The organism is Pseudoalteromonas sp. P1-30 (genome assembly GCF_001400005.1).
Classification (GTDB): Bacteria; Pseudomonadota; Gammaproteobacteria; order Enterobacterales; family Alteromonadaceae; genus Pseudoalteromonas; species Pseudoalteromonas atlantica.
In genome coordinates this window covers 65,822-91,872 of record NZ_LKBC01000009.1, presented here as the reverse complement: position 1 = coordinate 91,872, position 26,051 = coordinate 65,822, and the positions used below count along the sequence as shown (strand labels likewise).

General features: G+C 43.2%; 19 protein-coding genes. 5 read left to right on the top strand and 14 right to left on the bottom strand.

What is annotated here, in order from left to right; all coding sequences use genetic code 11:
• Positions 1 to 223 precede the first annotated feature (223 nt).
• On the top strand, positions 224 to 973 hold the full coding sequence (locus AN395_RS13880; protein ID WP_054983347.1) for a MipA/OmpV family protein: 750 nt from the start codon (positions 224 to 226) through the stop codon (positions 971 to 973).
• Positions 974 to 1,062: 89 nt separating this feature from the next.
• On the opposite strand, the gene AN395_RS13875 is transcribed toward AN395_RS13880, so the two are convergent.
• The 5 genes from AN395_RS13875 to AN395_RS13855 form a co-directional block, all read right to left on the bottom strand.
• A complete protein-coding gene (locus AN395_RS13875; protein ID WP_054983346.1) occupies positions 1,063 to 5,367 on the bottom strand; it encodes an alpha-1,6-glucosidase domain-containing protein in 4,305 nt (1,434 codons plus the stop codon).
• A gap of 22 nt (positions 5,368 to 5,389) precedes the next feature.
• Entirely contained in the window at positions 5,390 to 8,263 is a 2,874-nt protein-coding gene (locus AN395_RS13870) for a TonB-dependent receptor (RefSeq protein WP_054983345.1), read from the bottom strand.
• Positions 8,264 to 8,429: 166 nt separating this feature from the next.
• On the bottom strand, positions 8,430 to 9,047 hold the full coding sequence (locus AN395_RS13865; protein ID WP_004589230.1) for a LysE family translocator: 618 nt from the start codon (positions 9,045 to 9,047) through the stop codon (positions 8,430 to 8,432).
• The gene (locus tag AN395_RS13860) at positions 9,048 to 9,230 is read right to left on the bottom strand and encodes a hypothetical protein (protein WP_008168146.1); all 183 of its coding nucleotides are present in this window, start codon (positions 9,228 to 9,230) and stop codon (positions 9,048 to 9,050) included.
• Between the two features lie 149 nt (positions 9,231 to 9,379).
• Positions 9,380 to 9,778, bottom strand: coding sequence for a DUF3224 domain-containing protein (locus AN395_RS13855; protein ID WP_029773150.1), 399 nt, complete (start codon positions 9,776 to 9,778; stop codon positions 9,380 to 9,382).
• A 91-nt stretch (positions 9,779 to 9,869) separates the two neighbouring features.
• On the opposite strand from AN395_RS13855, the gene AN395_RS13850 reads away from it, so the two are divergent.
• Entirely contained in the window at positions 9,870 to 11,648 is a 1,779-nt protein-coding gene (locus tag AN395_RS13850) for an ABC transporter transmembrane domain-containing protein (protein ID WP_054983344.1), read from the top strand.
• Here the strand turns inward: AN395_RS13850 and AN395_RS13845 are convergent.
• Positions 11,645 to 12,277 carry an OmpA family protein gene (locus AN395_RS13845; protein ID WP_004587548.1) on the bottom strand — a complete coding sequence of 211 codons (633 nt, stop codon included), beginning with the start codon at positions 12,275 to 12,277 and terminating at the stop codon, positions 11,645 to 11,647. The genes AN395_RS13850 and AN395_RS13845 overlap by 4 nt on opposite strands.
• A 215-nt stretch (positions 12,278 to 12,492) precedes the next feature.
• On the opposite strand from AN395_RS13845, the gene chrA reads away from it, so the two are divergent.
• Positions 12,493 to 13,647 (top strand): chromate efflux transporter, encoded by a 1,155-nt coding sequence (chrA, locus tag AN395_RS13840; RefSeq protein WP_054983343.1) that lies wholly within the window; start codon positions 12,493 to 12,495, stop codon positions 13,645 to 13,647.
• Here chrA and AN395_RS13835 read toward each other — a convergent pair.
• The 4 genes from AN395_RS13835 to speA all read right to left on the bottom strand — a co-directional run bounded on the left by AN395_RS13835 (position 13,607) and on the right by speA (position 18,632).
• Positions 13,607 to 14,863, bottom strand: a complete 1,257-nt coding sequence (locus AN395_RS13835) for a mechanosensitive ion channel family protein (RefSeq protein WP_029773670.1) — start codon at positions 14,861 to 14,863, stop codon at positions 13,607 to 13,609. The genes chrA and AN395_RS13835 overlap by 41 nt on opposite strands.
• Positions 14,860 to 15,780 (bottom strand): acetyltransferase, encoded by a 921-nt coding sequence (locus AN395_RS13830; protein ID WP_024033886.1) that lies wholly within the window; start codon positions 15,778 to 15,780, stop codon positions 14,860 to 14,862. Before AN395_RS13830 ends, AN395_RS13835 begins: the two co-directional genes overlap by 4 nt.
• A 28-nt stretch (positions 15,781 to 15,808) precedes the next feature.
• Positions 15,809 to 16,687, bottom strand: a complete 879-nt coding sequence (locus tag AN395_RS13825) for an acyltransferase (protein WP_054983342.1) — start codon at positions 16,685 to 16,687, stop codon at positions 15,809 to 15,811.
• A gap of 64 nt (positions 16,688 to 16,751) precedes the next feature.
• The gene (gene speA / locus AN395_RS13820; RefSeq protein ID WP_054983341.1) at positions 16,752 to 18,632 is read right to left on the bottom strand and encodes a biosynthetic arginine decarboxylase; all 1,881 of its coding nucleotides are present in this window, start codon (positions 18,630 to 18,632) and stop codon (positions 16,752 to 16,754) included.
• 197 nt (positions 18,633 to 18,829) lie between these two features.
• Here speA and speE point away from each other — a divergent pair, with 197 nt between their 5' ends.
• Complete coding sequence (gene speE, locus AN395_RS13815) at positions 18,830 to 19,693, top strand: polyamine aminopropyltransferase (protein ID WP_054983340.1); 864 nt, start codon at positions 18,830 to 18,832, stop codon at positions 19,691 to 19,693.
• 54 nt (positions 19,694 to 19,747) lie between these two features.
• Here the strand turns inward: speE and AN395_RS13810 are convergent, their stop codons facing one another.
• Positions 19,748 to 20,974 (bottom strand): hypothetical protein, encoded by a 1,227-nt coding sequence (locus AN395_RS13810; RefSeq protein WP_054983339.1) that lies wholly within the window; start codon positions 20,972 to 20,974, stop codon positions 19,748 to 19,750.
• Entirely contained in the window at positions 20,964 to 21,587 is a 624-nt protein-coding gene (locus AN395_RS13805) for a methylamine utilization protein (RefSeq protein WP_054983338.1), read from the bottom strand. The genes AN395_RS13810 and AN395_RS13805 overlap by 11 nt, the downstream gene beginning before the upstream one ends.
• Positions 21,588 to 21,746: 159 nt before the next feature.
• Between AN395_RS13805 and AN395_RS13800 the strand changes: the two genes are divergently transcribed.
• Positions 21,747 to 23,789: a glycoside hydrolase family 97 protein gene (locus AN395_RS13800; protein WP_054983337.1), complete on the top strand. Its 2,043-nt coding sequence runs from the start codon at positions 21,747 to 21,749 to the stop codon at positions 23,787 to 23,789.
• Between the two features lie 45 nt (positions 23,790 to 23,834).
• On the opposite strand, the gene envZ is transcribed toward AN395_RS13800, so the two are convergent.
• Together envZ and ompR are read right to left on the bottom strand one after the other, a co-directional pair.
• Positions 23,835 to 25,151 carry a two-component system sensor histidine kinase EnvZ gene (gene envZ / locus AN395_RS13795; RefSeq protein WP_029774181.1) on the bottom strand — a complete coding sequence of 439 codons (1,317 nt, stop codon included), beginning with the start codon at positions 25,149 to 25,151 and terminating at the stop codon, positions 23,835 to 23,837.
• Positions 25,152 to 25,156: 5 nt separating this feature from the next.
• On the bottom strand, positions 25,157 to 25,876 hold the full coding sequence (gene ompR / locus AN395_RS13790; protein ID WP_004587537.1) for a two-component system response regulator OmpR: 720 nt from the start codon (positions 25,874 to 25,876) through the stop codon (positions 25,157 to 25,159).
• Between the last annotated feature and the right edge of the window lie 175 nt (positions 25,877 to 26,051).

Here is a 26,051-nt window from a genome sequence, read left to right as displayed (position 1 = left end):
TTATCCTCATTCCCATTTTATTAATCTAATCAAACGTATGCCTTTATTCAACTTATGTGATCAACGTCTTCAATGCAATTAACCCACTTACATTCAGATAAACTTTCATACACTCTCTTACAAACGCCAATCGAAAATATAGCTACACTAAAGCCTAATAGCGTTGCGGCACACTTCACTTATCGCAAACAATTTTCACTTTTTACTTAACATCAAGGCTCCTATGAACACTTATATACAAAACTCACTACGGTTATTAGTTGGCACACTTGCACTTTGCAGTATTACTGCTCAAGCTGAGTCGCAGTTTTCATTAGGGGGCGGGGTCATTTCTACCAGCTCACCTTATGCAGGTACCGACAGTGAAACGCTATTTTTACCTATCATTACTTACGAAGGTGAAAGGCTTAGTTTTAAAGGTTTGTCGCTTGATTATAAATTAGTGGAGCAGCAAGGTTTTAACTGGTCATTAGTTTTAGAGCCAGGTGATAACTTTGATACCTCAGATTCAGACCTTGCAGCCATAAAAGCCTTAGACGATAGAAAGCTATCACTCTACGCAGGCACGCAGGTTAGTTACACTTCAAGCTTTGGTAAGATAAGCGCCAGTGCGACTCATGACGTAATAGGCCACGGCGATGGCGCTAAATTTAAAACCAATTACAGTTACCCTATTAAGTTATCTAAACAACTAATGCTCATTCCTTCTGTGGGTCTTGAGGTAAATAGCAGTGATGTATCTAACTATTATTATGGTGTAGCACAGGGCGAATCTACCACCTATGCGCCTTACGAACTTAGTTCTACGGTTAACTACAATGCGGGTTTATTTTTAATGTATTACATTAATAAAAACTGGAACGTAAATGCCATGGTTAACTATAAGCAGCTCGATTCTGATATTGAAGACTCACCCATTATTGATACCGATAACACCACGACTGTGATGATGTCGGTTAACTATCGCTTTTAACCCCCCCCTTTTTGTTGGGTATTAATTAGGCATTAAAAAAGCCGAGCATACAGGGCTATGCTCGGCTTAGGTTTGGGAAAATATAACTGCTACTGCTTATTAATAAGTATGCTTACATTTTCTCTATCTGGGCCTATTACATTAAACGTGTAGGTACCTTGTTCGGTAATATTCAGTGCTATATTGGCGCCTACCGCTTCAAGTGGTGTTAGTTCATCAATTACCACTACCGGCGTATCGCCTGCTCCACCGTAATCCACTGTGCTCCAATCTTCAGACGCTACTTTAAATTCGTAGTCACCCACCTCTAATTCAATAGAAGCAGAGTAAATTGCATCACCCTCGTACATAAGTGGGTTATCAGTACTCCAGTCATTTAAGCTGCCGCGAATAAATACCGGTGTTTGTGCAAACATTTCGCCGTTGAGCACTTTTAGCGATACGTTATTTAAATCACTGGCGTCAAATATAAACTGGTATTCACCTTGCTCGGCAATGTCTATGGTCATATTCGCGCCCGCAACCGACAACTGCTCAGCGGTGCCAACCATTACACTGGCATCACCCTCAGCCGAGCCATAATCAACCGTGCTCCAATCTTCTGACGCTACTTTAAATTCATAGCTTGCAGCGCTCAGTGTTTTAGTAAAGGTGTAAATGCCTTTACCTTTATAACTTAGCTCATCGGTTACTCCCCAATCATTAAGCGTACCGCGCACATAAATAGCGGTGCCTACAAATGGCTCTTCGTTGTATAAAGTAAGCGTTGGATTTTCAGGGTTTGAAGCATCAAGCGAAAATACATAGGTTGCATCAATAGCAGCGCTAAAGGTCATGTTTGCACCTGAGCGCGTTAATGGCTCACTTTGATTTTCAACTACCTCTTTATCAGCGTCAGTAAGCGCACCAAAATCAACCGTAGACCAATCTTCTGAGGCAATTTTAAATTCGTAATCGCCAGCGCTTAGTGCAATTGCTATACGGTATTCTCCCTCGCCAATATATTCAAATGCATCGCGTGTGCCCCAGTCGTTTAAAGTTCCGCGCACAAACACAGCGGTGCTGCCATAAGGTACTACATCAGGCGCGCCTACGGTCGCATTTGCACTTAAACCAACACCTTGGCTCTCACCTTGGTTTTTAGTAAAAACAGCTAATGTGTAAGGCGGTACAGTAAATGTGCCTTCGTTATCGCCTTGGGCAAAATTGGCGCTGGCCATGCTTGCATCAACACTGTTTTTTAATACGTCGTGTAATTCAAAACCCGCTGCAGTGGCAATAGTATGGCTAAGGGTTTGCTCGGTTGCGTTAATCATCACTACAAGCGCGTCAAATGCTGGGTCTAAGTCTGTGAGTCCTTCGCCATCATCAATGCTCATTACAATTAAGCCATGTTGCTGCGCTTTACCTACGTTATGAAAACCCACTCGCTCAATGACATCTTGCTCTGTGGTTAATCTAAATAGTGGGCTGCTGCTACGTATTTGTAAAAACTCGTTAAATACATCACCTGCATAAGCTATGTCTTGCGGCATTGCCTGTGCATCTGGATTAGCAGAGATAGGCATAATTTCAGACCATTTTTCTTGGTTCTTCTCTGCGTTTGGTAAACCAATGTTCCAGTTATTATTCTCTTTGGTTAAATCAACAGCATTAAACCAATCACCGGCATTATAGCTATCACGATCCATTGACTTAGAACGCAGTAAATCAGCGCCCAATTGCATAAAAGGAATGCCTTGGCTCATAAGTGGAATAGACAATGCCATGTTGTGCGCGCGCACACGTTGCTCAATACTCATGCTTGATGCATGTTTGTATTGCAACTGATCCCACAGTGTTTCGTTATCGTGTTTTGATACGTAATGAATGCTATCTGCTGGGTCTAGTGCATACGCCGTTGGCTGAGTATTCCAAGTAAAGCTATTACCTTTAGATGAATTACCTTTAAAGTCTTTTAAAATGTAATTTTGTAAGTTGCCCGCCAGCGATAACCGTAACGTGTCTTGTTCGGCTAAATTGCCATCTGTCGGGTTATTGCTAAACATTGCACCACCACGCACGGCTTCACGAATACGGTCGTTAAATGTACCCACCTCTGAGCCTGCCATATCAGCCTGTTTAGCTTGTGTGAATAAACGATTGTTAGCTACTTCACCAAAATCCCAGCCTTCACCGTAAAAATAGTTATCTGGGTCAACTGCTTGCACGGCTTCACGCGCAGCTAATATTGATGATTTAGGCATATGCCCCATTACATCAAATCTAAAACTGTCGTAGCCAAATTCACGCGCTAAAATAACCAATGAATCAGTAACAAACTTATCCATCATTACATGCTCTGTAGCTGTATTTTCACAACACGTTGAGCGCTCTATTTCACCACTTACTTCGTTATAGCGATGGTAGTAACCCGGTACTAGCTTATCAAATACCGACTTATCCCAAATACCCGATGATGTTGTGTGGTTATAAACCACATCCAGTACAACACGAAGTCCTACTTCTTGCAGTGATTGCACCATAGCGCGGGTTTCTTTAACGCGGGCAATGCCCTCTGGGCTTGAGGCGTACGAGCCTTCAGGCGCTATAAAGTAATGCGGATCGTAACCCCAGTTAAAGCCATCTAAATCACGCATCGCACTGGCTAATGCTTGTGCATCGTCTGAGCCAGGGAGGTAACTTTGCATAATATCGACAATGGTGCTGTTTTTATCTTCGATTTTACATGCATCAGCTTCATCGTTAATACGCTCACATAATTTACCTAAGGTGTCTGTAATTTCCACACGCTGTGAGGCATCCTCTTCAATGGTGCCAATATCAGTCACTGGCAGTAAATGAAAGTGTGTTAAGCCTTTATCTGCTAATTGCTTAAGGTGCTGCATTGGCACGCTTTCAAGTTCAGTGAATGCAAGGTATTTACCGCGGTTTGCTTCGCTTACTGACTGATCACGCACACTAAAATCACGTACGTGGCCTTCATAAATAACCGCATCTTCCGGGTTAGTAATAGTAGGCACGATACGCTCATCCCAGCCTTCTGGCTTAGTGTCATCATCGGCTAAATTAATCAGCTGGCTGTATAAACCATTGGTTGATACATTGAGTGAGTAAGGGTCTGTACTCCAAAGCGACTCTATTTGCTGAGTCAGTGGGTGGTAAACATCAAAATTAAAGCGGTAGTAGTGGCGGTCGTATTGCATATCTAAACTTGCTTGCCAAATACCTGTCTGTGTATTTAATGTCATTGGTATAGAGTGCACTTGTGTTTTTGCATCATCAAACACGTTTAGCACCATGTTATTAGCAGTGGGTGCCCACACAGTTACATCAATCGCGTTATTGCCATAAGTTACGCCAAGTACAGCTTCGTTAGCATCGTCTTCGCCTTGTGTGTAAAGGGCATCGAGTGCTTTAGCGGTTTGCACATAGCTTGCTTCTAGCAGCTTACCTTCACTATCGTAACCGGCAATAACAAGCTGCGATTTTATAAGCGCTTTAGCCGTGTTTGTATCCCAACTTCCTTCGTATGCGTTCCAAGTGGTTAAATGCGGTACTTTTGCCGCTTGCTCATCAGTTAAACTGCTTGATTGCAGCGTAACAGTATCGCCGTTTAAACCAGTATCAATATCCACTTCAAGCTGAGCCGTAGCTGATGAATGCAACTTAATTAGGCTTGTAAGCTCGTTACTTGGTTTATACAAAATAGTATTTAAATCAATCCAATGCGCTGAAGCACCTGTTATAGCAACTGCGCGTTCGCCCAAACTTAAAATAGGGTATTCAAACACCGAAGGCTCACCATGAATGGTAAAGTTCATACGTTGAAAGGTTTCATCATCTTGCATCAGCGGCATGGTTAAATCCACATCACCAAACGCTTTACCCGTGCCTTCTGTACCAATATGAATAATAAAATTGGCACATTCGTTATAACCCTCTTTAAGGTTAATTATCCAATACGCACCATAGTTAGGGTCAATACCATCGTATTCATGGCCGTTAGCCCAATCGCTGGTATCAAATGGCGGTGCATAAGCATCGCATATCTCGTTATTCCACGAATGTAATCGGTAGCCTTCGTAGTTATCATCGGCTAGGCGGTTATAAAATAAAACCGCCTCTCCTTCCCCTGCAAATACCACAGGGTCTGGCAGGGTTGGGTCGGCGCCAACCACACAGCTTTCGTTATTTTCATCAGGTATTGTCGGTGCAGGGCACGATATAGGTTCGGGATCGACACATTGTGTCCCCGCTTCATTAGGGACTTGTGGCACATTACAGGTAAGTAATGGTTCACCAAATTCAACATCATCTGTTCCACCACACGCTGCTAATAGCATTAACGCTAACGTTATTAGCAAATATTTAGGCATAGTTATAATTTTCATTTTTAAACGCTCCGTTTGCTAATTAATGACTGTATGTAAAACCAAGGTAGAACTGACGACCAAAGTACTGAGTCGTCCCTGTTCGTTGCTCTGAGCCAAAGTAACTTTGGGTTGGTTCATCGGTTAAGTTATTAACTTGCAAAAGCATTGTTAGCGAGTCGCTAAAGCGATAAGAGGTTTGAAAGTCGACTACGGTTTCGGCATCAAAATTAACCACTTGCTCGTTAATGGCAACCTGCTCTGATACAAATTCATCGCGGTAACGCACATTAAGGCGGGTTTCAAAATCATCCATTGAGTAAAACACCGTGGCATTAAGCACATTATTAGACAGCCCAGGTAAAGATTGCGCTAATGTATCGCCCCCTAAACTGGTAATCGATTCAATTTCACTTTCGGTGTATGAGTAACTTGCGTTAGCGCCTAAGCCATTAAATGGCGAAGGTAAAAAGGTAAACACTTGCGTATACGCAAGCTCTAGCCCTCTAATGTAGCCACCTTCACCGTTATTAACTGCCGTGGTGTAAATACCGTTAGTTGTGGCAACTTGCTCGCTACTGACAGGGTCTTCTATAAAGTCAGGGACATTAAAGCCATTGCCTTTAAAGTCGAAGTTTTCGATTGATAAGATTTCAACAAACGAGTCTATATTTTTATAAAATAACGCCGCAGCGACAGTGCCGTTACCTTCTTCAAAATAATATTCGTAAGATAAGTCGTACTGGTCAGCATAGAAGGGTTTTAAAAATGGGTTGTTATTACTTGAACCGTTAATAACACCATCATCACTTACGTTTGCGCTGGCATCGCCCGCTAAGCGGTTAATTGGCGCACGCGACATTACTTTAGCCGCAGCAAAGCGTACAAGTGAATTGTCGTTAAGTTGCAGGTTTAAATTTAATGATGGTAAGTAGTCGGTGTATTTAGTGCCTAATACATTAGGTGCGTATAAATTATTTACAATGCCGTTCTCATCAACAATATTTTGTGCACCTAAGCGCGCATCGCCTGCTACGTTTTCTAGTACGGTTGCCGATTGGTCGGTTTCAACGCGGCGCACACCCACATTACCCGATAAGTCGAGCCCAGCAATTTGCGTGTTAATGTTTACCATAACGTACGCAGCTAGCACATCTTCAAACACCGAGCCGCTTTGCAGCACTGACCACGAATAGTTAGTTGTGTAACCTTGCGCGTCGTCTACGCCATCGGCGTTGCCCCATGTTTGAACAGGCTCAGGCGTACCATCTGGAAACCATGCGTTAAGTGCTTTGTCTAAATCAATGGCTAAATACGACGGGAAGTAACTAAACTCGCCCTGCCAGTCAACCACTGACGCCATATCGTCGGTTAAACGCAAAGGGGGTTGCGTTGCTGAAAACGCCCCGTCGTTACCGTACTCAAATACCGAGCGTTTACGACTGTACTCTCTATCTGAGTAGCGCGCCCCAAACTCTACTGAGCTAAATATGTCGCTTTCTAGCTCGTATTTAAAGTCGAGCCTAAATGCAGTTACTTCATCTTCTGTTTGATCTGGGTAAATACCATATTTGCTGACCATTACACGGTCTATATCACTAAAGGCGGCCGCCTGATTAAACCCAACGTCAGGTAAATTTAAGCCGTTTAATTGATAGTTAATTGCTACGTTGTTATCAAATACTGGCGTTTCTGCATTGGCATCTTCTGCTACTAAGCTCCACAGTAAGCCATTTCTAAAATTACTTTTTGCCCGAGAAAGCGACACATCGGCATTTACGTTTAGTCTATCGGTTACCTGCCAATCGGCATTAACGCCAAAGCTGTCTACTTCGTCAAAGTCTTGGTTGTCGTCGTTCACTATTTCAACACGGGTATAACTTTGCGAAGTGCGGTTAACCGCTGCGCCTATTACGGCATTACCATCAAGCTGAGCGTTAGCATATGCAGCTGTTGGCCCGCCTAATTTAACCCTCAGGCCGCGGGCAAATGACTCTTTATCAAAGCGCGATAAAAACGCATCACCTTTTAATTTAAAGTTATCTACCGGCGCCCACTCTATAGCTGCTAAGTAACCATTACGGGTTTCTTCGCCGCCTAAATGCTGTAGCTCAAAACCTTCGCTAATGTATTCGTTCTCAGGGTTAGCTAAAGGGCCATTGGTATCGTTAGCTGCGTCATCAACGTCTTTTGTGTCGTTGTACGCAAGGCCAATAAACTGCGTTGCTACACTTGGCTGAAACAAACGCGCATAGCCCAGCGCTACGCCTAACGTGTCGTCTAGGTATTTGCCTTGATACGAAAAACTAATTCGGTCGCCAAATTCAGTGGCATCCGATACCTCTGAGGCGCGGTCGTTATACATACCGCGCACATTAGCTACAAATTTATGCGTTTGATCATTATTAAGTGGACTGGCGGTTTCAAGCTCTACCGTACCGGCCACGCCACCTTCAATAAGCGATGCCTTTGGCGATTTGTATACCGCCGCAGAGCTAATTAATTCTGACGGATATTGGTCAAACTCAATACTGCGGCTGCCACTTGTAGATACTTGCTCGCGGCCATTAAGTGTTGAAAATACAAACCCGCCCGACAGCCCGCGTATATTAATTTGCGCCGCTTGCCCACCCGTTCGTACCGCTGAAATACCGGGTAATCGTGTCAGTGCATCGGCCATTGAAATATCAGGCAGTGCCCCTAAATCATCGGCAGAAATTTGTTCTGACACCGTATCGCTAAAACGCTTTTGATTTAAAGATTGGATTAAACTGCGGCTAAAGCCTCGCACTTCAATAATTTCTAAATCTTCAGCTTGTGTGCTGGGTGATTGATTTGTTGAGTCTTCGTTTGCAGCCAATGCACTATTAGCGGCAAATAAAGCCAGCATAAGTGCACTTAGTTTAAACTTGTCCATGTGTGTGAACCTTTGAGTTATTGTTGTCAGGTGTTGCTGTGTTGTTTAAAACACAACCAGCAAATTGTAACTAAAAGGTAAAATTAATGTGATGAATACGTATGCAGGGCGTGAGGGTTAGGCTGCAGGGGCATATAGGCTCGCGCCCCTGCATCGGGAACGCGATTTAAAGGCTTAGCACCACTTTTATCGCAAGGGCAATAAATACGACTCCCAGTATTTTATCAAGCCACGGACTTTGCTTGGTAAAGCCAAAGCGATTTTTTGAAACCTCTGTCAGCAACGCCACCAGCAAATACCAGCCGGTATCAATTACAAACACGGTTAAACACATAATTATGCCCACGCTTAAAGTAAGTAGCTGAGGGTCAATAAACTGCGAGAACAAGGCTAAAAAGAAAATAGCGAGCTTGGGGTTCAAAAAGGCAATAGCAAAGCCATCTTGTAAAGCTTGGCCAGCACTTACTTCACTTTTTTGTACTTCAAGTTCGTTATTGCTCGGTTTTGCTAGCAATATTTTTATACCTAGATACGCCAAATAGGCTGCGCCTAAATACACCAGTATTTGATAAACAGTCGGAAACTGCATCATTAAAGCGCCTAGCCCTAATAACGATGCACCTGCGTATAACCCAACACCAGTACCATGGCTGAGCGCTGCAAGCATACCGTTTTTCATACTGCCGTTAAGTGAGTGCTTTAAAACCACCGCTAAACTTGGCCCTGGCGACATTGCCCCCATCATACAAATAGCCGCTAGGCTTAACCATACTGTAAATGTCATTTAAAGCTCGTCAATTTCAATAAGTAATGTATAACCGTGCACTTGCCCATAAAAACCTGTCAATGGCACTGCGTTTATTACTTTCCAGCCATCTTGATTTAATTCCTGTATGCGGTCATTCAGGGCGGCTATATCTACGCCACCCAAAAAACGAGTCTTTCTAAATTCGATTACTTTTTGCATTTTAATCCTTGTGTATCTTATACCAATTCGCTTATTTAAGTGATCTTTTTTGAGGACGGAAAAACGTGTTGATAGCTAGGCAAAAAATTCGCTATTTAGTTGTTCACGTTTAGGCCCGCAAAATGATTAAGTAATATTGCGGATTGGTATTATAAGGTGTATTCAAAATCGTAGTAGTGAATCCCTTGCTCAATACGTATTTTCATACTGCCCGTTAACCCTTCTAGCTCATGAGTGCCTGAGTCGGGAATTACATTTAAAATCAGACTGTCTTGGCCTTTATCCATAGTACCAAAATGCTGTAATACAAAGCTGCCTTGTTTACCTTCAAGCTCGCCTATTACTTGCTCTATGGCAACATAACCGGCACTGCCTTGTGTAGGAGTCATGGCGCTTAGCATTTCGCCTTGGCTGGTGGCATTTAAGCTACCTTTAAATGTTTTATCTATCGACATACGCCCTAAATTAACGCCGTTTTGGCCGCTTGCGTAGCCTTCTATTGGGGCCAGATTTACATTAAATTCTCCACTTACGGTTGCAGTAGTCATAACGTTTCCTTATTGATGCTAATGTTTAAAAGTATTGATTTTTATTATCTTAGTGCCATATCTATACCTTAACCTTTAAAAAGAATCCACTATGTCAAAAACAAGCCCTAAGCCCGAAAAAGCCGCTTTTAGTAGTTTATTACCTATTTTTGCGTTTATTAAACCGTATAAATGGATGGTAGTGGCCGCACTTGGCGCCCTTTTAGTCACCGCTGGTGTTAACTTATCATTAGGCCAAGGGGTTAAGTTTGTCATAGATCATGGCTTTATTGCTGGCTCCCAAGCGCAGCTACAACAAGCTGTATTAGTGCTTATTGGTTTAATTAGTTTATTGGCCGTGGGCACCTTTAGCCGCTTTTATTTAATGTCGTGGATTGGCGAACGAGTCAGTAACGATATTCGCAAAGCGGTGTTTAATCGCATTGTTACCTTGCACCCAAGTTACTTTGAAGAAAACCGCAGTGGCGAGCTTATGTCACGTTTAACAACCGACACCACCTTGCTGCAATCGATTATTGGCTCTTCCTTTTCTATGGCGCTGCGCAGTGCATTAATGTTAGTGGGTGGCTTGGTAATGCTGTTAGTGACTAACTTAAAGCTTACGCTCGTAGTGGTTGCGTGTGTGCCGCTAGTATTAGTGCCGATGATGGTATTTGGCAAAAAGGTTCGCAAACTTGCAAGTTCTAGCCAAGATGCAATAGCCGATATAAGCACCTATGCCGGCGAGATCATTCAAAATATTAAAGTGGTACAAAGCTATAGCCACGAACAGCGTGAGCAACACGCCTTTGCACTTGAAACCGAAAAAGCCTTTAACGTTGCCAAAAGCCGTATTAAACAGCGCTCTTTTTTAATTGCTGCGGTAATATTTTTAACCTTTAGTGCGATTAGCGTAATGCTCTGGGTAGGCGGTAGTGACGTACTGGCAGGTACTATGACTGGCGGTGAGCTAGGTGCATTTGTGTTTTACGCCATTATGGTGGCCATGTCGGTGGCTACCGTGGCAGAGGTTTACGGCGAGCTACAACGAGCTGCTGGGGCGGCAGCGCGCCTACTTGAATTACTGGCCGTTAAAAGTGAAATAGAAAACCCTGTCACTCCACAAGACGAAAAGCTATTAATAAAGACTGACAGCCCCGCCATTGCACTTGAAAATATTAGCTTTAACTACCCATCTCGCCCCGATATAAGCGCACTTAACAAAATAAGTTTAACAATAGAGCATGGTAAAACAGTGGCTATTGTAGGCCCCTCTGGCGCAGGTAAAACGACGTTATTTGAATTACTACAGCGCTTTTACGACCCTGCTCACGGCGCGATTAAATTTCATGATGTAAATATTAAAGACATATCGCTTACCACCCTGAGGGACAAAATGGGCATGGTGGCACAAAACCCTATTTTATTTAGCTCAGATGTAATGCATAACATTCGTTACGGCAACCCAAACGCCACTGACGAGCAAGTATATGCGGCCGCCAAACATGCTCATGCCGATGAATTTATTCAGCAATTACCGCAAGGTTATAACAGCTTTTTAGGTGAGCAAGGCGTAAGGCTATCGGGTGGGCAAAAGCAGCGTATTGTATTGGCACGCGCTATTTTAAAAGACCCTGAAATACTGCTTTTAGATGAGGCAACCAGTGCACTCGATGCGCAAAGTGAGCACCACGTACAAGCCGCGCTTGAGCATTTAATGCAAAATAGAACAACGTTAATTATTGCCCATAGGCTGGCAACGGTTAAACATGCCGATGTGATTGTAGTAATGGAAAATGGGGAAATAAAAGCAACTGGGAGCCACCAGCAATTGCTAGCAAGCTCCCCTTTGTATCAGCGTCTTTGTGAATTGCAGTTCAACAAAAACTAACCTTCTGTGTTTGGCACTATTTGAATTTCTACACGGCGGTTTTGAGCTCGGCCATTAGCGCTATCGTTAGTGGCTATTGGGCGGGTTTCGCCGTAGCCTGTAGTGCTAATACGTGCAGCCATAATTTGCTGGTTCACTAAGTAGTTTTTAACGCTTTGCGCACGCTCGCGCGATAGGTTCATATTGTAGCTGTCTTTACCTGTGCTATCTGTGTGGCCTTCCACACTTAGGTAGGTTTTTTCGTATTTGTTCATTACTTTAGCAATGGCGTTTAGGGTATCGTTAAAACCTGATGAAATATAAGATTGGTCTGTCGCAAAGGTAATATTAGATGGCATAACTAAACGTAAGTTATCGCCCTCACGTACAACTTCAACCCCTGAGCCTGCTAGTTCATCACGAAACGCTTCTTCTTGCTTATCCATGTAATCACCTACAGCAGCACCGGCTAGTGCGCCAATAGCAGCACCAATAAAGATGCGCTTGTCTTTATGATTACCCGTTGCTTTACCTAATACGCCACCTGCGGCTGCACCGATTGCGGCGCCTTTGCCTGTGTTGTTCATTTCGCAACCACTTAGTAATACAGCTACTACGGTTACGCTTAAAAGTGATTTAGTTAAAGTCATGTGATGTCCTATTCATTAAGAATTATAAGGCAAGTATGCAAATACATGTATGAACAAACTATGAAGAGCATGTTAAAAGCAGTTCGCTTTATACCAATCCTCTTAATTAAGTGGGTTGGTATTATTTGTAGATTACGAATTAATGTATGCATTTAATAAAAGTGTCATACTCCTTTGTGAAAATTTAATGAACTTTAAAAAAGGATATAAGCTCAATGTTAGTCGCTATTTTTAGACAGTTTTTTTTACTTGGCTGCATGAGTTTTGGTGGCCCTGCTGCCCATTTAGGCTATTTTAAACGCCACTTTGTAGACACATTAAACTGGTTAAGCGATACCCGCTACGCGCAGCTTATTAGTTTAAGCCAAGCGCTGCCCGGGCCTGGTTCAAGCCAAGTGGGCTTTGCAATTGGTGTGGAGAGGGCGGGGGTTATTGGTGGCATTACCGCATTTATCGCTTTTACCTTACCGTCTTTTTTAATCATGTTGTTACTAGCGGTAAGCGCGCATCAGTTTGATGCTGTTTACTTTGCTATTATTGCGGGCTTAAAACTGTTTGCGGTTGTTATTGTGGCCGATGCAGCACTCACTATGGCAAAAAGCTTTTGTACCAGCGCTGCGCTCAAGCTTATCGCAGTAATGAGTACCTTGGCTTTATTACTATTTCCTTTACTTGGCACGCAAATAGCTATTTTAGTGAGTGCCGCTGCTATAGGCGCAATTTGGCCTCTGTTACAACTCAACACCCATACAGAGCCTAAAGCAGATACCAAAAGCGCGTTTAGGTGGCTCCCTTTAGGCTTATTTGTATTACTACTCGCTATTAGCTTTATACCTTTAGGTGATGACCTTGCTTTGTTTGCTCCTTTTTACCAAGCGGGCGCTATGGTATTTGGGGGCGGGCACGTGGTATTGCCTGTATTGCAAGCTGGCGTACCGGCGCTAAGTAACGATCAATTTTTAAGTGCGTATGCCAGTGCTCAAGCTATCCCTGGCCCCATGTTTACAATAGCCACTTACTTAGGCGCGCAACTCACTTCAGAGCAACCCTTAATAGGGGCCATAGCTGCAACCCTACTTATTTTTACACCGGGTTTTTTATTAATGCTGGCGTTTCAAAAAAGCTGGTTAAACCTGGCAAGTAAACCTCGCTTTGCAAGCTCTATTGCGGCGCTTAACGCTGCCGTAGTTGGCTTTTTAGCGGCGGCTTTGTACTCACCTATTTGGACATCGGCCGTTCACAACCTATGGCAGGTTGCACTGGTTATTGCCGCTTTTGCATGGCTAAGAATGAAAAAGCCACCTATTTGGTGGCTATTAGCTTTATTTATTAGTGTGGGCCTTGTTCAGCACTATTTGCCATTACTTTAAAGGTCGGCTTATCGGTTTGCTGTGCATTAGGCGGGCTTAATTGCCCGCTAACACTTTGATACGCTCTAAGACCAAATACTGGCAACACTGCCAATAAGTGATCCATAATTTCGGCTTGTAAATGCTCGTAAGATATCCAGCGTTTGTCTTCACTAAAGCAATAAAACTCAATCGGTAAGCCGTGGTTCATTGGTTGTAGCTCACGTACCATAAGCGTCAGTGAGGTATTTATTCTGTTATGCTGCTTTAAATAGCCCTCGGCGTAGCGGCGAAACAAGCCTAAGTTAGAGACCGGATCAGGCAGCGAGGCAACACGTATATATTCATGCAGTGGTATAGCTGCATCTATTTGTTTTCTAAATTCGTCACTTACTAAGCATATGCTGTGCATATCAATATTAAGCGAGCGCTTAATACGTCGGCCGCCAGACTCTTGCATTCCTCGCCAGTTTTTGAACGACCCTGCTACCAGCATATAAGTAGGAATAGTCGTAATGGTGTTATCCCAGTTACGCACTTTTACGGTGTTTAGCCCTAAGTCTATTACTTCACCGTCGGCGCCGTAGTTTTCTACTTGAATCCAATCGCCGTAAGTAACTAATCGGTTTGCCGCAATTTGAATACTGGCTACAAAGCCTAAAATAGTGTCTTTAAAAACCAATAAAGTAACAGCGGCTATCGCACCAAAACCCGACAAAATATAGGTAGGCGATTTTTCAAGCACAATGCTGACTATTAAAATTGCACACACAATAAAGGTGATCAGCTTAACAACTTGTAATAAGCCCTGAATTGGCACTTCGCGGGCAAAATCTAGCTGGTTATAAATAGCGCCGGCAATGCTTACAATGCTGCTAAAAATAAAGCCTACATGAATAATTAATATACCTTGGCCAATGGTTTTTAGTATTTCGGCACTAAGCTCATTAACAGGGTAAACGCTGTCGAAGGTTGCTAAAAAAAGCACGCTACATAACATACCGGCTATGCGCTTATTAAGTTTTGTGAGCAACGGAGAAAGTAACCCTATGCGCTCTGGAGATAACTTAGTCACCACTTTTTGAATGCCTGGCAGCATTAATCGGCGTGTAAATAAATACACTACTAACAACGAAAACACACCAATAGAGGCTGCAGTAATTGCACTTAAAAAATCTGCGTCGGGTACTTTTTCAAACCAAGGAGCGATTAGCTCCTGCAGGTGGGTATTGGTCATAGTGTTTCTATTTCCTTACAAATGGGTGGCTCAGGTAAATCGTGTTGGGCATAAATGCTGGCAAGTTGCGCGTCTTTAGCAACCCATAGCTCATTAACGTACTTTTGAAAGTGGCTTCTAAATGCTTTGTCGTGTTGGTAACTACCTAACATTTGCTGGTTTATAGCAACCACGTCAATAGAAACATAAATTGAATCAAGCTCGCCCTTTAAAATATTACGACAAACATGGCTTGTGCTGCCGCTGTACACCACACTGGTATTTAGCATGGCGTCAAATTGCTCGCCAAGTACCTCAAGTGCAAAGGCAATGCCACCCGCTTTGGGCTTGAGTAAATGTTTAAACGGGCTTTGCTGGCTTGCATGCTTTGCGTGCGTGTAGCGGGTGCCTTCAACAAAATTAATTATGGTGGTGGGATTATTCCTAAAATTACGACAGCTTTGCTTGGTACGCTCAACATCTAGCCCTTTAAGCTTGGGGTTTTTAGCAAGCTGCGCTTTAGTTACGCGCTTCATAAAAGGCATGCCCATAGCCCATGCACCAGAGCCAATAAATGGCACATACTTTAATTCGTCTTTTAAAAAAAACTTTGGTGCTGGTAATACATTAATTGAGCTAAGTACCACAATATCTAACCAGCTCATGTGGTTACAAATTAGTAAGTACCAACTTTTTGAATTTACATCGCCGTTTATGTTTACTTTTATGTTGGCACAACCCAGCCACAAGCCAAACCGATTGCCGTTACACCAGCCTCGGTACACGCTATGCAGTATGGTGTTAATTATAGAAAAAGGCAGGACAAGCTTTATTAACCCTAGCAGTAATACTAAGGTGCCAAAAATGATTACATTTGAAAAAATCACGCAGCCTACAATTAAGCCGTTGAGCCAATTTGGTAACCACTTTTTTAGCATAATTGTAAGCCCATTTTTTATTACCTTATTATTTATGGTTTTGTTCGAGCTGCAAAAGCGTGTGCTCTTTTTCTTCCCATAAACGGTTTAATTCACTTTGAAAGCCGACTCTAAACTCAGAGTCGCCAGTGTAATCACCGATCAACTCCTCGCTTACTGGGCGAATGTCTACATGCACATTAATTTGCTTCACTTTGCCGCCGGCAAAGTCCATGAACGTAGGGATGCCATCGGGGTAATGAATGGTCACATTAACCACTTTAGAGATTTGCTCACCCATGGCTTGCATTACGAATGCGATCCCGCCTGCTTTTGGCTTTAATAAATGCGGAAAAGGGCTATTTTGGCGAGCATGTTTTTGTGTTGTAAAACGTGTACCTTCTACAAAATTAACAATGCTTACTGGCATTTCTTTAAATTTTTCACAGGCTTTGCGGGTTGTTTCTATGTCTTTACCACGTAGCTTTGGGTTCTTTTTTAGCTGCGCTTTGCTGGTGCGGGTCATAAACGGAAAGTCGAGCGCCCACCAGCACACACCTAAAATTGGCACGTAAATAAGCTCTTTTTTTAAAAAAAAGTTTAAAAAAGGTATTTTTCGATTAAATACACGTTGCAGTACTAATATATCTACCCAGCTTTGGTGATTAGCAATCACTAAGTACCAGTCTTTTAATTTGGTTTCTTCAAGGCCGGTAACGTTAATTTTTGTTGGCGTGAATAAGCGTTGGTTAATGCTATTAACCGTCACCCAAATAGTGGCACATTGTTTAGCAACCCAGCTTAAAAGCTTTTGCATAGGCTTGATAGGGATTAATTTTAATAGCCCACAAACAAAAATAGGCACAAACCAAATAAGTGTGTTTATTGTATAAAGCATAATACTTAATACACTGCGGATTACTGACATTTATTTACTTTCCTTTAAACAATGCGCGCCAAACAGCGACGCTTTTAATTCTGAGAGTGTACGGTTAATCTTCGAAGTAAGTATAACCTTCAAGCCCGGCATTAAGCTCGGCTAAATACCCAGCTTTACACTGCTCAGACACTGCTAGCTTGTTGACCAATAATTCAAAGTTTTGTGCCAAAATGGCGCTATCATAGTCAACAAACTTTAATACATCCTTAACGCTATCACCTTTAATGGCATTGGTTAATACATAACCGTCGTCGTTAAGCTCTACATGCACTGAGTCGGTGTCGCCAAATAAGTTATGTAAATCACCTAAAATTTCTTGGTAAGCCCCTACCATAAACATGGCTATATGGTATTGCTCGCCATGTTGATATTCAGGTATAGGTAAACTGGTTTCTATGCCCGCGCCTTCTACGTACTCACGAATTTGCCCATCTGAGTCACAGGTAATATCTTGAATAATAGCGCGTTGGGTAAGCGGTTTATCTAAATTCTCGATTGGCATAACCGGAAACAACTGCTCAATGCCCCATACATCAGGTAACGACTGAAACAGTGAAAAATTAACAAATAGCTTATCGGCTAGCTTTTCGTGTAAATCGTCAAGTACCTCACGGTGCGCTCGCGCGTTATTGCTAAGTGATGCGCGTACTCGGTGCAAAATAGTAAAGTATAATTGCTCTATTTTCGCCCACTCTAGCATGCTTACTAACCCATGCACGTATTGGTCGTGCGCTTCGCTAAATAAGTGCATCGCATCGTGGTAAATCTCTAGCGCCATACGCGGGTTTAAACGCTGTAAACACTGCCACATTTCATCAAGCACTAGCGCACTGTTTTTAAGAGGCGGTTCTGGATTTGGATGATTTGGCGCTTTTTCTACGTCTATCACATCGGTAATTAACACCGCGTGGTGCGCTGTTAAAGCACGCCCTGATTCGGTGATAATGGCTGGGTGCGTAAGTTGATGTTGGTCGCACACCTCAGCAAAAGCATTAACTACATTACGTGCGTATTCTTCAACGGTGTAGTTCATCGAGCAAGCACTGCGTGAGCCTGAGCCTTCGTAGTCAACCCCTAAGCCACCGCCGACATCAACGGTATTAAGCGGCACTCCTAGCTGGGTAAGTTCAGCAAAGTGGCGCGCGCATTCTCGCAGGGCGCGGTGTATGTCGCGTATGTTGGCAATTTGAGAGCCAATATGAAAATGCACCATTTGCATTAAATGCAATTTATTATGCTTTTTAAGCACCTCAACAGCACTAAGTACTTGGCCTGCAGTTAAGCCAAATTTGCCTTTTTCGCCGCCGGTATTTTGCCACTTACCTTTGCCTACTGAGTTTAAGCGAATACGTATACCAATGGCAGGCTCTATGCCTAGGTTATCTATTTCTTCTAGTAAGGTCGTCAGCTCTGAGAGTTTTTCGACGACTATTTTAACGCTGTGCCCCATGGCTTGACCAATACAGGCTAAACGTAAAAACTCACTGTCTTTATAGCCATTGCACACAATTGTAATGGGTTTATCGGCTACCCCTAAAATTGCCATAAGCTCAGGCTTTGAACCGGCCTCTAGGCCAACTAAACCACTTGGGTGCGCCAATAGTTTACTGACCACCGAGCGTTGCTGATTAACTTTTATAGGGTATACACACGTGTACTTGCCTTGGTACGCGCGGCTGCTGCGCGCTAAGGTAAATGCATGGGTGAGTGTATCTACTCTATTTTTTAAAATATCGGTAAAGCGCACCAACACCGGCAATGTCAAACCTTGCTGCTTAAATTGCTCTGTGAGCTGCGTTAAAGAAATCGCATTTTTAGATTGGTCACCATCTGGGTAGGCAACCAGCTCGCCTTGTGCGTTAATATCAAAATAGCCATCGCTCCAATGAGCAACATTATATGTAGCGCGTGCTGTTTCTAAACCCCAAGTCATGGCAACTCTTCTTTAATCAATTAGCTATAAAGGCGCATTTTAATACGTCACTACCCCCTACGCTAACAAAAATTGAACTTTAACTCGATACTGGCTAACTTTATTGGCAAAGCAGTTAAAATTTCATTGAGCAAAACGCGAAGCACTGGCAGAATTGCCCCTTTTTCATACTCAACTTAAAAAGTGTAAAAGCAACTATGGCAAATTTAGATCAAAGTAAGTGGTTTACAGAAATTAGCGACCGCGATGGCAGCGCATTTTCATTACGTATTAACAAAAAGTTGGATGAAAAACAGTCTCCTTTTCAAAAGGTAGAAATGTTCGAAACCACAGACTTTGGTAATTTAATGATCATCGATGGCTGTACTATGGTAACTACCCGCGAAAACTTTTTTTACCATGAGATGATTAGCCACCCTGCACTTTTAGCGCACCCAAACCCTAAAAACGTGGTAATTATTGGCGGCGGCGATTGCGGTACATTACGTGAAGTTTTAAAACACCCAGGTGTAGAAACCGTAACGCAAATAGATATAGACGAAGTAGTCACGCAAATGTCGTTAAAATACTTCCCAGAGCTTTGTGAGTCTAACAACGATGCACGCGCAACTGTTATGTTTGATGATGGTATAAAATACATGCGTGACGCTGCGGGCGAGTCTATTGATGTTGTTATTGTTGATGGTACAGACCCAGTAGGCCCAGGCGAGGGATTATTTAACCACGCGTTTTACACTAGCTGCTTAAATGCATTACGCCCTGGTGGTATTTTAGTGCAGCAAAGCGAATCGCCATTAATGCATATGCCACTGCTAGTAGAAATGCGCGAGGCCATGCTAAGTGTGGGCTTTAACGACTTGCAAACACTGCCATTTCCACAGCCAATTTACCCAAGCGGTTTATGGTCAGTAACGCTTGCTCGTAAATCACAAGCATTTAATGGCTTTAGAGAAGCCGATGCCGAGCAAGTTGCACAACAAAGCGAATACTACAACAGCGGTATTCATCACGGCGCACTTGCTACACCAAACTTTATGAAACGCGCATTTGATAAAAAATAATTCACACTTTTTTTGAAACTAAAAGGGAGCTTTAAAAGCTCCCTTTTTTGTACTTTAAAAGCGCCATTGAGCGTTAGCCATAAGTTGCTGCTGCGATAGTCGCTGAGCAAAGCCACTACCCGGCCTATTTTGTACAAAGCTATGCAGCGCCGAGCCTTCAACACCTATTTGTAGCGTATCGGTTAATTGGTAACGCCACGTAGCTGTTAAGCCTTCGCCGTGGCTGGCGTTAGGGTCAAACGCGGTGGTGTCATCGTCATCTACTTTAAAATAATCATACCTAAGCGATAACCTATGCTTACCCGCTTTATGGCTGAGCATTAAATAATGGCTATAAAAACGGTTATAAATAAGCTTATTAGCCCCCATTTCGGTTTTACCATCGAGTAGCTGGGCAATCAAACGGGTTTTACCTGTAAATTTATATAACCACGCTAAGCTGCTAAAGCGAGTATGCCAAGCATACTGCCCTGTTGTGCGATTAAAAATGCTGGGATCGGCGTTATTATCGTAATAATAAAACCTAAACTGCGAGCGTTTTAAATAATCCCAATGCACACCGGCATAGTAGCCAAAGCGGCCATCTACTTCTTCAAAAGGCAGCACTTGGTTAGCTTGCCAACGTAATTCGTCACTATTTAATGCCGCAATAGGTGCAAATTGTACACTTTCGTTAAATGTTGTTTGCCTGTCGTGCAGCGCAAAGCCGCGCCAAGATAGCAACGTCCCTGTTGGGTCGTTCCCTTTATAAATAGCAGCGCTCACACTAAAGCTATGCTTAGAATTAAAACGTTTACCTGGGCGCTTAATGCTAAGCTCACCACCTATGGTGCGAAGCTCTTCGCCAAGCCAACTGTTTATGGCCGAATTAGTATAATTGTAAGGCGAGGTCCAGCCTATATCGGGGTTTTCTAGCGACATACTAGGGTAAAACCCACCAAGCTTTACATGCCATTTATAACGGCTGTTTACTAACGGCTGATACTGTAAATACGCTTGGCTTAAACCTAATGTGGTTTTCGGCTCTTGATTAGCATTAACAACGGCATGTGCGCTCCAGGCGCTACTTAAATCGGCCTTAAAGTCTATAACTCCTTGCGATAACAAAATGCTATCACTGCTATCTCCATGGCGATATAAACCAATACCGCCATCTTGAAAGCTTTGTGTATCATCGCTTGCAGCCGCACGTACCTGAATAAGCCCTTTAACTTGCGAAAAAGCCGGTAGGCTCATAAAAAGTAAGCCAAGTAATACTGTATTTTTGCGCTTAATAGTCATCAAATTCATCCGTAGCAAAGTCTATTTGCTCGGCTATGGCCTGCTTTACGGTGTAGTGTATAGGTGACTCGCTTACATTAACGCTGTGGGTTTCTACGTTGCTTATATCGCTAAAGCCAGAATGCCATACACTCATGCTGTATTGCCCATTAGGGGCAGTTAAATTAACCATACCGTTGTCGTCGGTAATTGCAAAAACGGTGCTATCAACCACCACAATATAGCCCAGCATCCAGTCATGAATATTACAGCCAAGCTCAACCACCCCAGTTTGATCAAACGTTATGGGGGCTTTAGGTTGCTCTTTGTAAAGTTTCAACTCGAAGGTTTTAGCTTTAGAAAACGAATAAACGTGGTGCATGATAGAGTCGGCATTAGGAAACTCTACCTTTGCATTTTGCGGAACAACTAACGTACGCGGCGTAAACTCGCGGTTTTGTTGGCTCATTGCGTAGGTTTTACTTTCTTGATTGCCGGCCTGAATTGATGCCCCGCTTAGCCACACCACCGCATTTGCTAAAGGCTGATTATTGGCATTTTTTATAGTTATTGTTGTTGCTGCTGCGCAAGTACTCATACATAGCAGTAACACACTTAGTAAGGGTTTTATCATGGGGCTAATCGCTATTATCAATTTGTTTACATTATAGACCGATTAAACCGTTAAATTCTTTCTATTTTTTAAAACATTGAATACGTATGTAGACAGTCGTATTAACAACTCACTGCCATTATCCTTAAAGGTCACCACCGACTCATCAAAGGACACACAATGAGAACATCCGCACTTTTACTACTGGCGTTTGCTGGCAATAGCTTTGCACAAACCGCTGTAGTTGAATCACCAAACTCACAAATAAAAGTGACTATTTCAGATGAAAATAGCACACCCAGCTACGCTATTAGCTTTAAAAACAAACCAGCTATAAACGCATCGCGCCTGGGTTTTGAATTTAAAACCCAAGCCGCATTTAGAGATGGTTTTAAAATTACCCATGTTAAGCAGCAAAGCGTAAATACCCAGTGGCAACAACCTTGGGGCGAGCGACAAACGGTTACTGATAAACACAACGAAGTTGCGGTTACGTTTACAAAAAACGAGCCTAATGGTGCAACCTACACAGTGCGCTTTAGAGCTTTTGATAGTGGCGTTGGCTTTAGATATGAAGTACCAAAACAAGCAGGCTTTGAGCAAACACACATTACCAAAGAGCTCACCGAATTTGCCATTAACAATAACAACAATACCACCGCCTGGTGGATACCCGCCCGCGGCTGGAACCGATACGAATACGTTTACAACACCACTGCATTAAATGACGTCCCCCTTGCACACACGCCGTTTACCTTAAAAACCAATGACGGTACCCATATAAGCATTCATGAAGCAGCCTTAGTGGATTACGCAGGCATGGTGCTTAATCAGCGCCGCCCAGGCACTTTTAATGCCGATTTAACACCCTGGTCAGACGGCATTGCCGTTAAAAAACAAGGTGCGTTTAATACCCCTTGGCGCACCATTCAAATTGCCGACAGTGCGGTCGGCTTAGTCAATTCAGACATAATATTAAATTTAAACGAGCCTAATAAACTAGGCGATGTGTCGTGGGTAAAACCTGGCAAATACGTGGGTATTTGGTGGGGCATGCATATAAATACGCAAACCTGGGGCAGCGGCGAAAAACACGGTGCCACTACACAAACCACTAAGTACTACATGGACTTTGCCGCAGAATATGGCTTTGATGGCGTACTAGTAGAAGGCTGGAACATAGGCTGGGACGGTGACTGGTTTTTTAATGGCGATGTATTTAGTTTTACACAACCCTACGACGACTTTGATATAGCGGCCCTTACTCAATACGGCAAACAAAAAGGCGTGCAGTTAATTGGCCACCACGAAACATCGGGTAATGTAAGTAACTATCGCGACCAAATGGAGGATGCCTTTGCCCTTTACGAGAAATCAAACGTAAGCCAAGTTAAAACGGGCTATGTAGCGGATGGCGGTAACATAAAACGCATAGACGAAAACGGCATTGCCCGTCATGAGTGGCACGACGGCCAATTTATGGTTAACGAGTACCTTTACAACGTAAAGCTGGCTGCTAAACATAAAATTAGTATTAACACCCACGAGCCAATAAAAGACACCGGCCTGCGCCGTACCTACCCAAACTGGATTGCGCGCGAAGGGGCACGCGGCCAAGAGTTTAATGCATGGGGCACGCCGCCTAACCCACCAGAGCACATTCCTATGCTGGCGTTTACCCGAATGCTGGCAGGGCCTATGGACTTTACCCCTGGCATTTTCGATATGGGCTTTAATGGCTTAGGCGATGATACAAACCGCCCACAAACAACGCTTGCCAAGCAGCTTGCACTTTATGTTGTGCTGTATAGCCCGATTCAAATGGCCGCCGACTTACCTAAAAACTATTTAGCCAAGCCTGATGCATTCCAATTTATTCAAGACGTACCAACCGATTGGCAGCAAAGCATTGCGCTTGATGGCGAAGTGGGCGACTTTATTGTTTTTGCCCGTAAAGAGCGCAAACGCGATAAATACTCAGGAAACGATTGGTACTTAGGCGCCGTAACCGACGAAAAAGCCCGAACTATTGAGGTAAAACTCGACTTTTTAGAAAAGGGTAAAAAGTTTGAAGCACACATATACCAAGACGGTAAAAACGCTGAATGGAAAAACAATCCGTACGATTTAGATATAGAAAAGCGCGTAGTTAGCGCAAATGACAAGCTAACTTTAAAACTAGCAACAAGTGGTGGTACAGCAATCCGCTTTAATGCACTATAAGTTTTAGCACTATTAACGTTATGGAAATAGCCAACTCTGCACAGCTTACTGTGCAGAGTTTTGTATTTTTATAGGTAAATAAATTTGTGCACTTAGGCCGCCTTCTGGGCGGTTTTCTAGCTTAACTTTACCATCGTGCATATCAATAATACGCTTAATAATGGCAAGGCCTAAACCACTCCCCTCACTACCACGCGCAGTGTCACCTTGTTTAAAAGGCTCAAACACCGATTCTAGTTCGCTTTCTGGTATACCGGGGCCGTTATCGTTTACCGCTATCACAACGTATTTTTTGTTTGAATTAAAGTAGCTTAGTACTTCTATATCGCCATCGGAATAACGCAGCGCGTTTTCAATCATGTTAGTAATTACACGCTTAATAGCCACACTACTTAACGGAATAAGCCCCACGCTGGGGTTGCCTTTAAAGGTAATAGCGCGTTGCTGTTTAAGCTCACAATTAACCACTTCAGTTACTAGCGCGTTTATATCTTCGCAAGCAAGCTCATCTGTTTTGTGGTGGCGTAAATACTCAATAAATTGATCGATAATGCCGTTCATATCTTCAATATCGTAAATGATGCCTTCGCGAAGGTAGTCATCTTCATCGTTCATCATTTCGGTGGCAAGGCGGATACGAGTAAGCGGAGTGCGTAAATCGTGAGAAACACCAGCCATGAGTAAACGGCGATCGTTTTCAAGAGCAGCAATACCGCGCGACATTTGGTTAAATGCACGGGTAACTTCTATTACTTCACTGGAGCCTTCTTCTTCAAGCTTACTACTAAAATCGCCCTTACCCACTTTCACGGCTGCTTGCTGCAACGCCTTTAATGGGCGGTTTAAGTGCCGAGCAAATAGCCAGCCGCCTAACACACTTAAAAAACCAATACTTGATAAGTAAAACGTTAAAAATTCAAGGTTGTTTTCTTGATACCCGCTAAGCGGTACTTTTACCCAGTAACCCGGTGCCTGCGGCGCTTCTACCCAATAAATCAGCGGATCGGTTTGACTAATACGCACCCGAGCAGAACCATTTAATTGCTCAGACATACTACGCGACAACATCGAGTATTCTCGGGTTTGACCCAGCCCTTGGCGCATTGCCTCGCGCTGCGTCATCACTTCTATGCCTGTAATTTCAAAAAACTTTTCAGATACTTCGTCGTTTATTTCTACGCCGTCTTCCCAGTCTATAAATACCGTTTTAATTTGCTTAGCGAGCATTAAATTTACTTGCTCTATGGTTGGTTTTACAACATAAAAGCTCACCGTTACATACGACACTATTTGGTTAATTAGCAGTAAAGCGGCCACTAAAAATACAGTTTGGCCAAACGCACTACGCGGAAAAAATCCCATATAAACTACTTATCACCGTCAGGAACAAACACATAACCCAAACCCCATACAGTTTGAATATAGCGCGGATTGGCAGCATCTACTTCTATCATGCGGCGCAGTCGCGATACTTGCACATCAATACTGCGCTCAAGCGCACTATAATCTCGCCCACGGGCAAGGTTCATTAGTTTATCGCGGCTCAGTGGCTCGCGCGGGTGCGATACAAGGGCTTTAAGTACGGCAAATTCACCACTGGTGAGCGAAATGGTTTTATCGCCCTCACTCATTTCGCGCGTGGCTAAATTAAGCGTAAATTGCCCAAAGGCTATTAAGTTTTCTTCTGCTGCGGGTGCGCCCGGTACTTCTTTGGCGCGGCGGCGTAAAATAGCTTTTATGCGAGCCAGTAATTCGCGCGGGTTAAACGGTTTCGGGATGTAGTCGTCTGCGCCTAGTTCAAGGCCTATAATACGGTCGACCTCATCGCCTTTTGCTGTCAGCATCACAATAGGGATTTCGTTTTCTTTTTGGCGTAGCCGACGGCAAATAGATAAACCATCTTCGCCTGGTAGCATTAAATCAAGCACCATTAAGTGAAAGTTTTCTCGCTCAATGAGTCTATCCATTTGCTCTGAGTTTGCGGCGGTTCTAACAATAAAGCCTTGCTCTACTAAATAACGCTCTAGTAAGCTGCGCAGGCGCATATCGTCATCTACAACTAATACTTTTGTGGTTTCGTGTCCCATTGCGTGTTTCTTATTTTTATTTCCAATTAATAGTTAATATAAATGAAAAACTTAATAATCAAAATCTAATTGCGCGCTTAGATTGTTACTGAACATTTCAAAGTTATAATATTAGGGCGTGTTGACCTTTGCGGATTGAAATTTGTTCAATCTAGGGGCGATTAAATCGCGGCGC

What these genes read in the sequence shown, in the direction of transcription:
- AN395_RS13855 (WP_029773150.1), bottom strand. Translation starts at nt 9,778, where the DNA reads ATGACTACTGCAACCGTAAGTGGAGAATTTAATGTAAATCTGGCCCCA.
- AN395_RS13860 (WP_008168146.1), bottom strand. Translation starts at nt 9,230, where the DNA reads ATGCAAAAAGTAATCGAATTTAGAAAGACTCGTTTTTTGGGTGGCGTA.
- AN395_RS13800 (WP_054983337.1), top strand. Translation starts at nt 21,747, where the DNA reads ATGAGAACATCCGCACTTTTACTACTGGCGTTTGCTGGCAATAGCTTT.
- AN395_RS13875 (WP_054983346.1), bottom strand. Translation starts at nt 5,367, where the DNA reads ATGAAAATTATAACTATGCCTAAATATTTGCTAATAACGTTAGCGTTA.
- speA (WP_054983341.1), bottom strand. Translation starts at nt 18,632, where the DNA reads ATGACTTGGGGTTTAGAAACAGCACGCGCTACATATAATGTTGCTCAT.
- AN395_RS13865 (WP_004589230.1), bottom strand. Translation starts at nt 9,047, where the DNA reads ATGACATTTACAGTATGGTTAAGCCTAGCGGCTATTTGTATGATGGGG.
- envZ (WP_029774181.1), bottom strand. Translation starts at nt 25,151, where the DNA reads ATGGGATTTTTTCCGCGTAGTGCGTTTGGCCAAACTGTATTTTTAGTG.
- AN395_RS13870 (WP_054983345.1), bottom strand. Translation starts at nt 8,263, where the DNA reads ATGGACAAGTTTAAACTAAGTGCACTTATGCTGGCTTTATTTGCCGCT.
- AN395_RS13825 (WP_054983342.1), bottom strand. Translation starts at nt 16,687, where the DNA reads ATGTCAGTAATCCGCAGTGTATTAAGTATTATGCTTTATACAATAAAC.
- AN395_RS13835 (WP_029773670.1), bottom strand. Translation starts at nt 14,863, where the DNA reads ATGACCAATACCCACCTGCAGGAGCTAATCGCTCCTTGGTTTGAAAAA.
- speE (WP_054983340.1), top strand. Translation starts at nt 18,830, where the DNA reads ATGGCAAATTTAGATCAAAGTAAGTGGTTTACAGAAATTAGCGACCGC.
- AN395_RS13845 (WP_004587548.1), bottom strand. Translation starts at nt 12,277, where the DNA reads ATGACTTTAACTAAATCACTTTTAAGCGTAACCGTAGTAGCTGTATTA.
- chrA (WP_054983343.1), top strand. Translation starts at nt 12,493, where the DNA reads ATGTTAGTCGCTATTTTTAGACAGTTTTTTTTACTTGGCTGCATGAGT.
- ompR (WP_004587537.1), bottom strand. Translation starts at nt 25,876, where the DNA reads ATGGGACACGAAACCACAAAAGTATTAGTTGTAGATGACGATATGCGC.
- AN395_RS13805 (WP_054983338.1), bottom strand. Translation starts at nt 21,587, where the DNA reads ATGATAAAACCCTTACTAAGTGTGTTACTGCTATGTATGAGTACTTGC.
- AN395_RS13830 (WP_024033886.1), bottom strand. Translation starts at nt 15,780, where the DNA reads ATGCTAAAAAAGTGGTTACCAAATTGGCTCAACGGCTTAATTGTAGGC.
- AN395_RS13850 (WP_054983344.1), top strand. Translation starts at nt 9,870, where the DNA reads ATGTCAAAAACAAGCCCTAAGCCCGAAAAAGCCGCTTTTAGTAGTTTA.
- AN395_RS13810 (WP_054983339.1), bottom strand. Translation starts at nt 20,974, where the DNA reads ATGACTATTAAGCGCAAAAATACAGTATTACTTGGCTTACTTTTTATG.
- AN395_RS13880 (WP_054983347.1), top strand. Translation starts at nt 224, where the DNA reads ATGAACACTTATATACAAAACTCACTACGGTTATTAGTTGGCACACTT.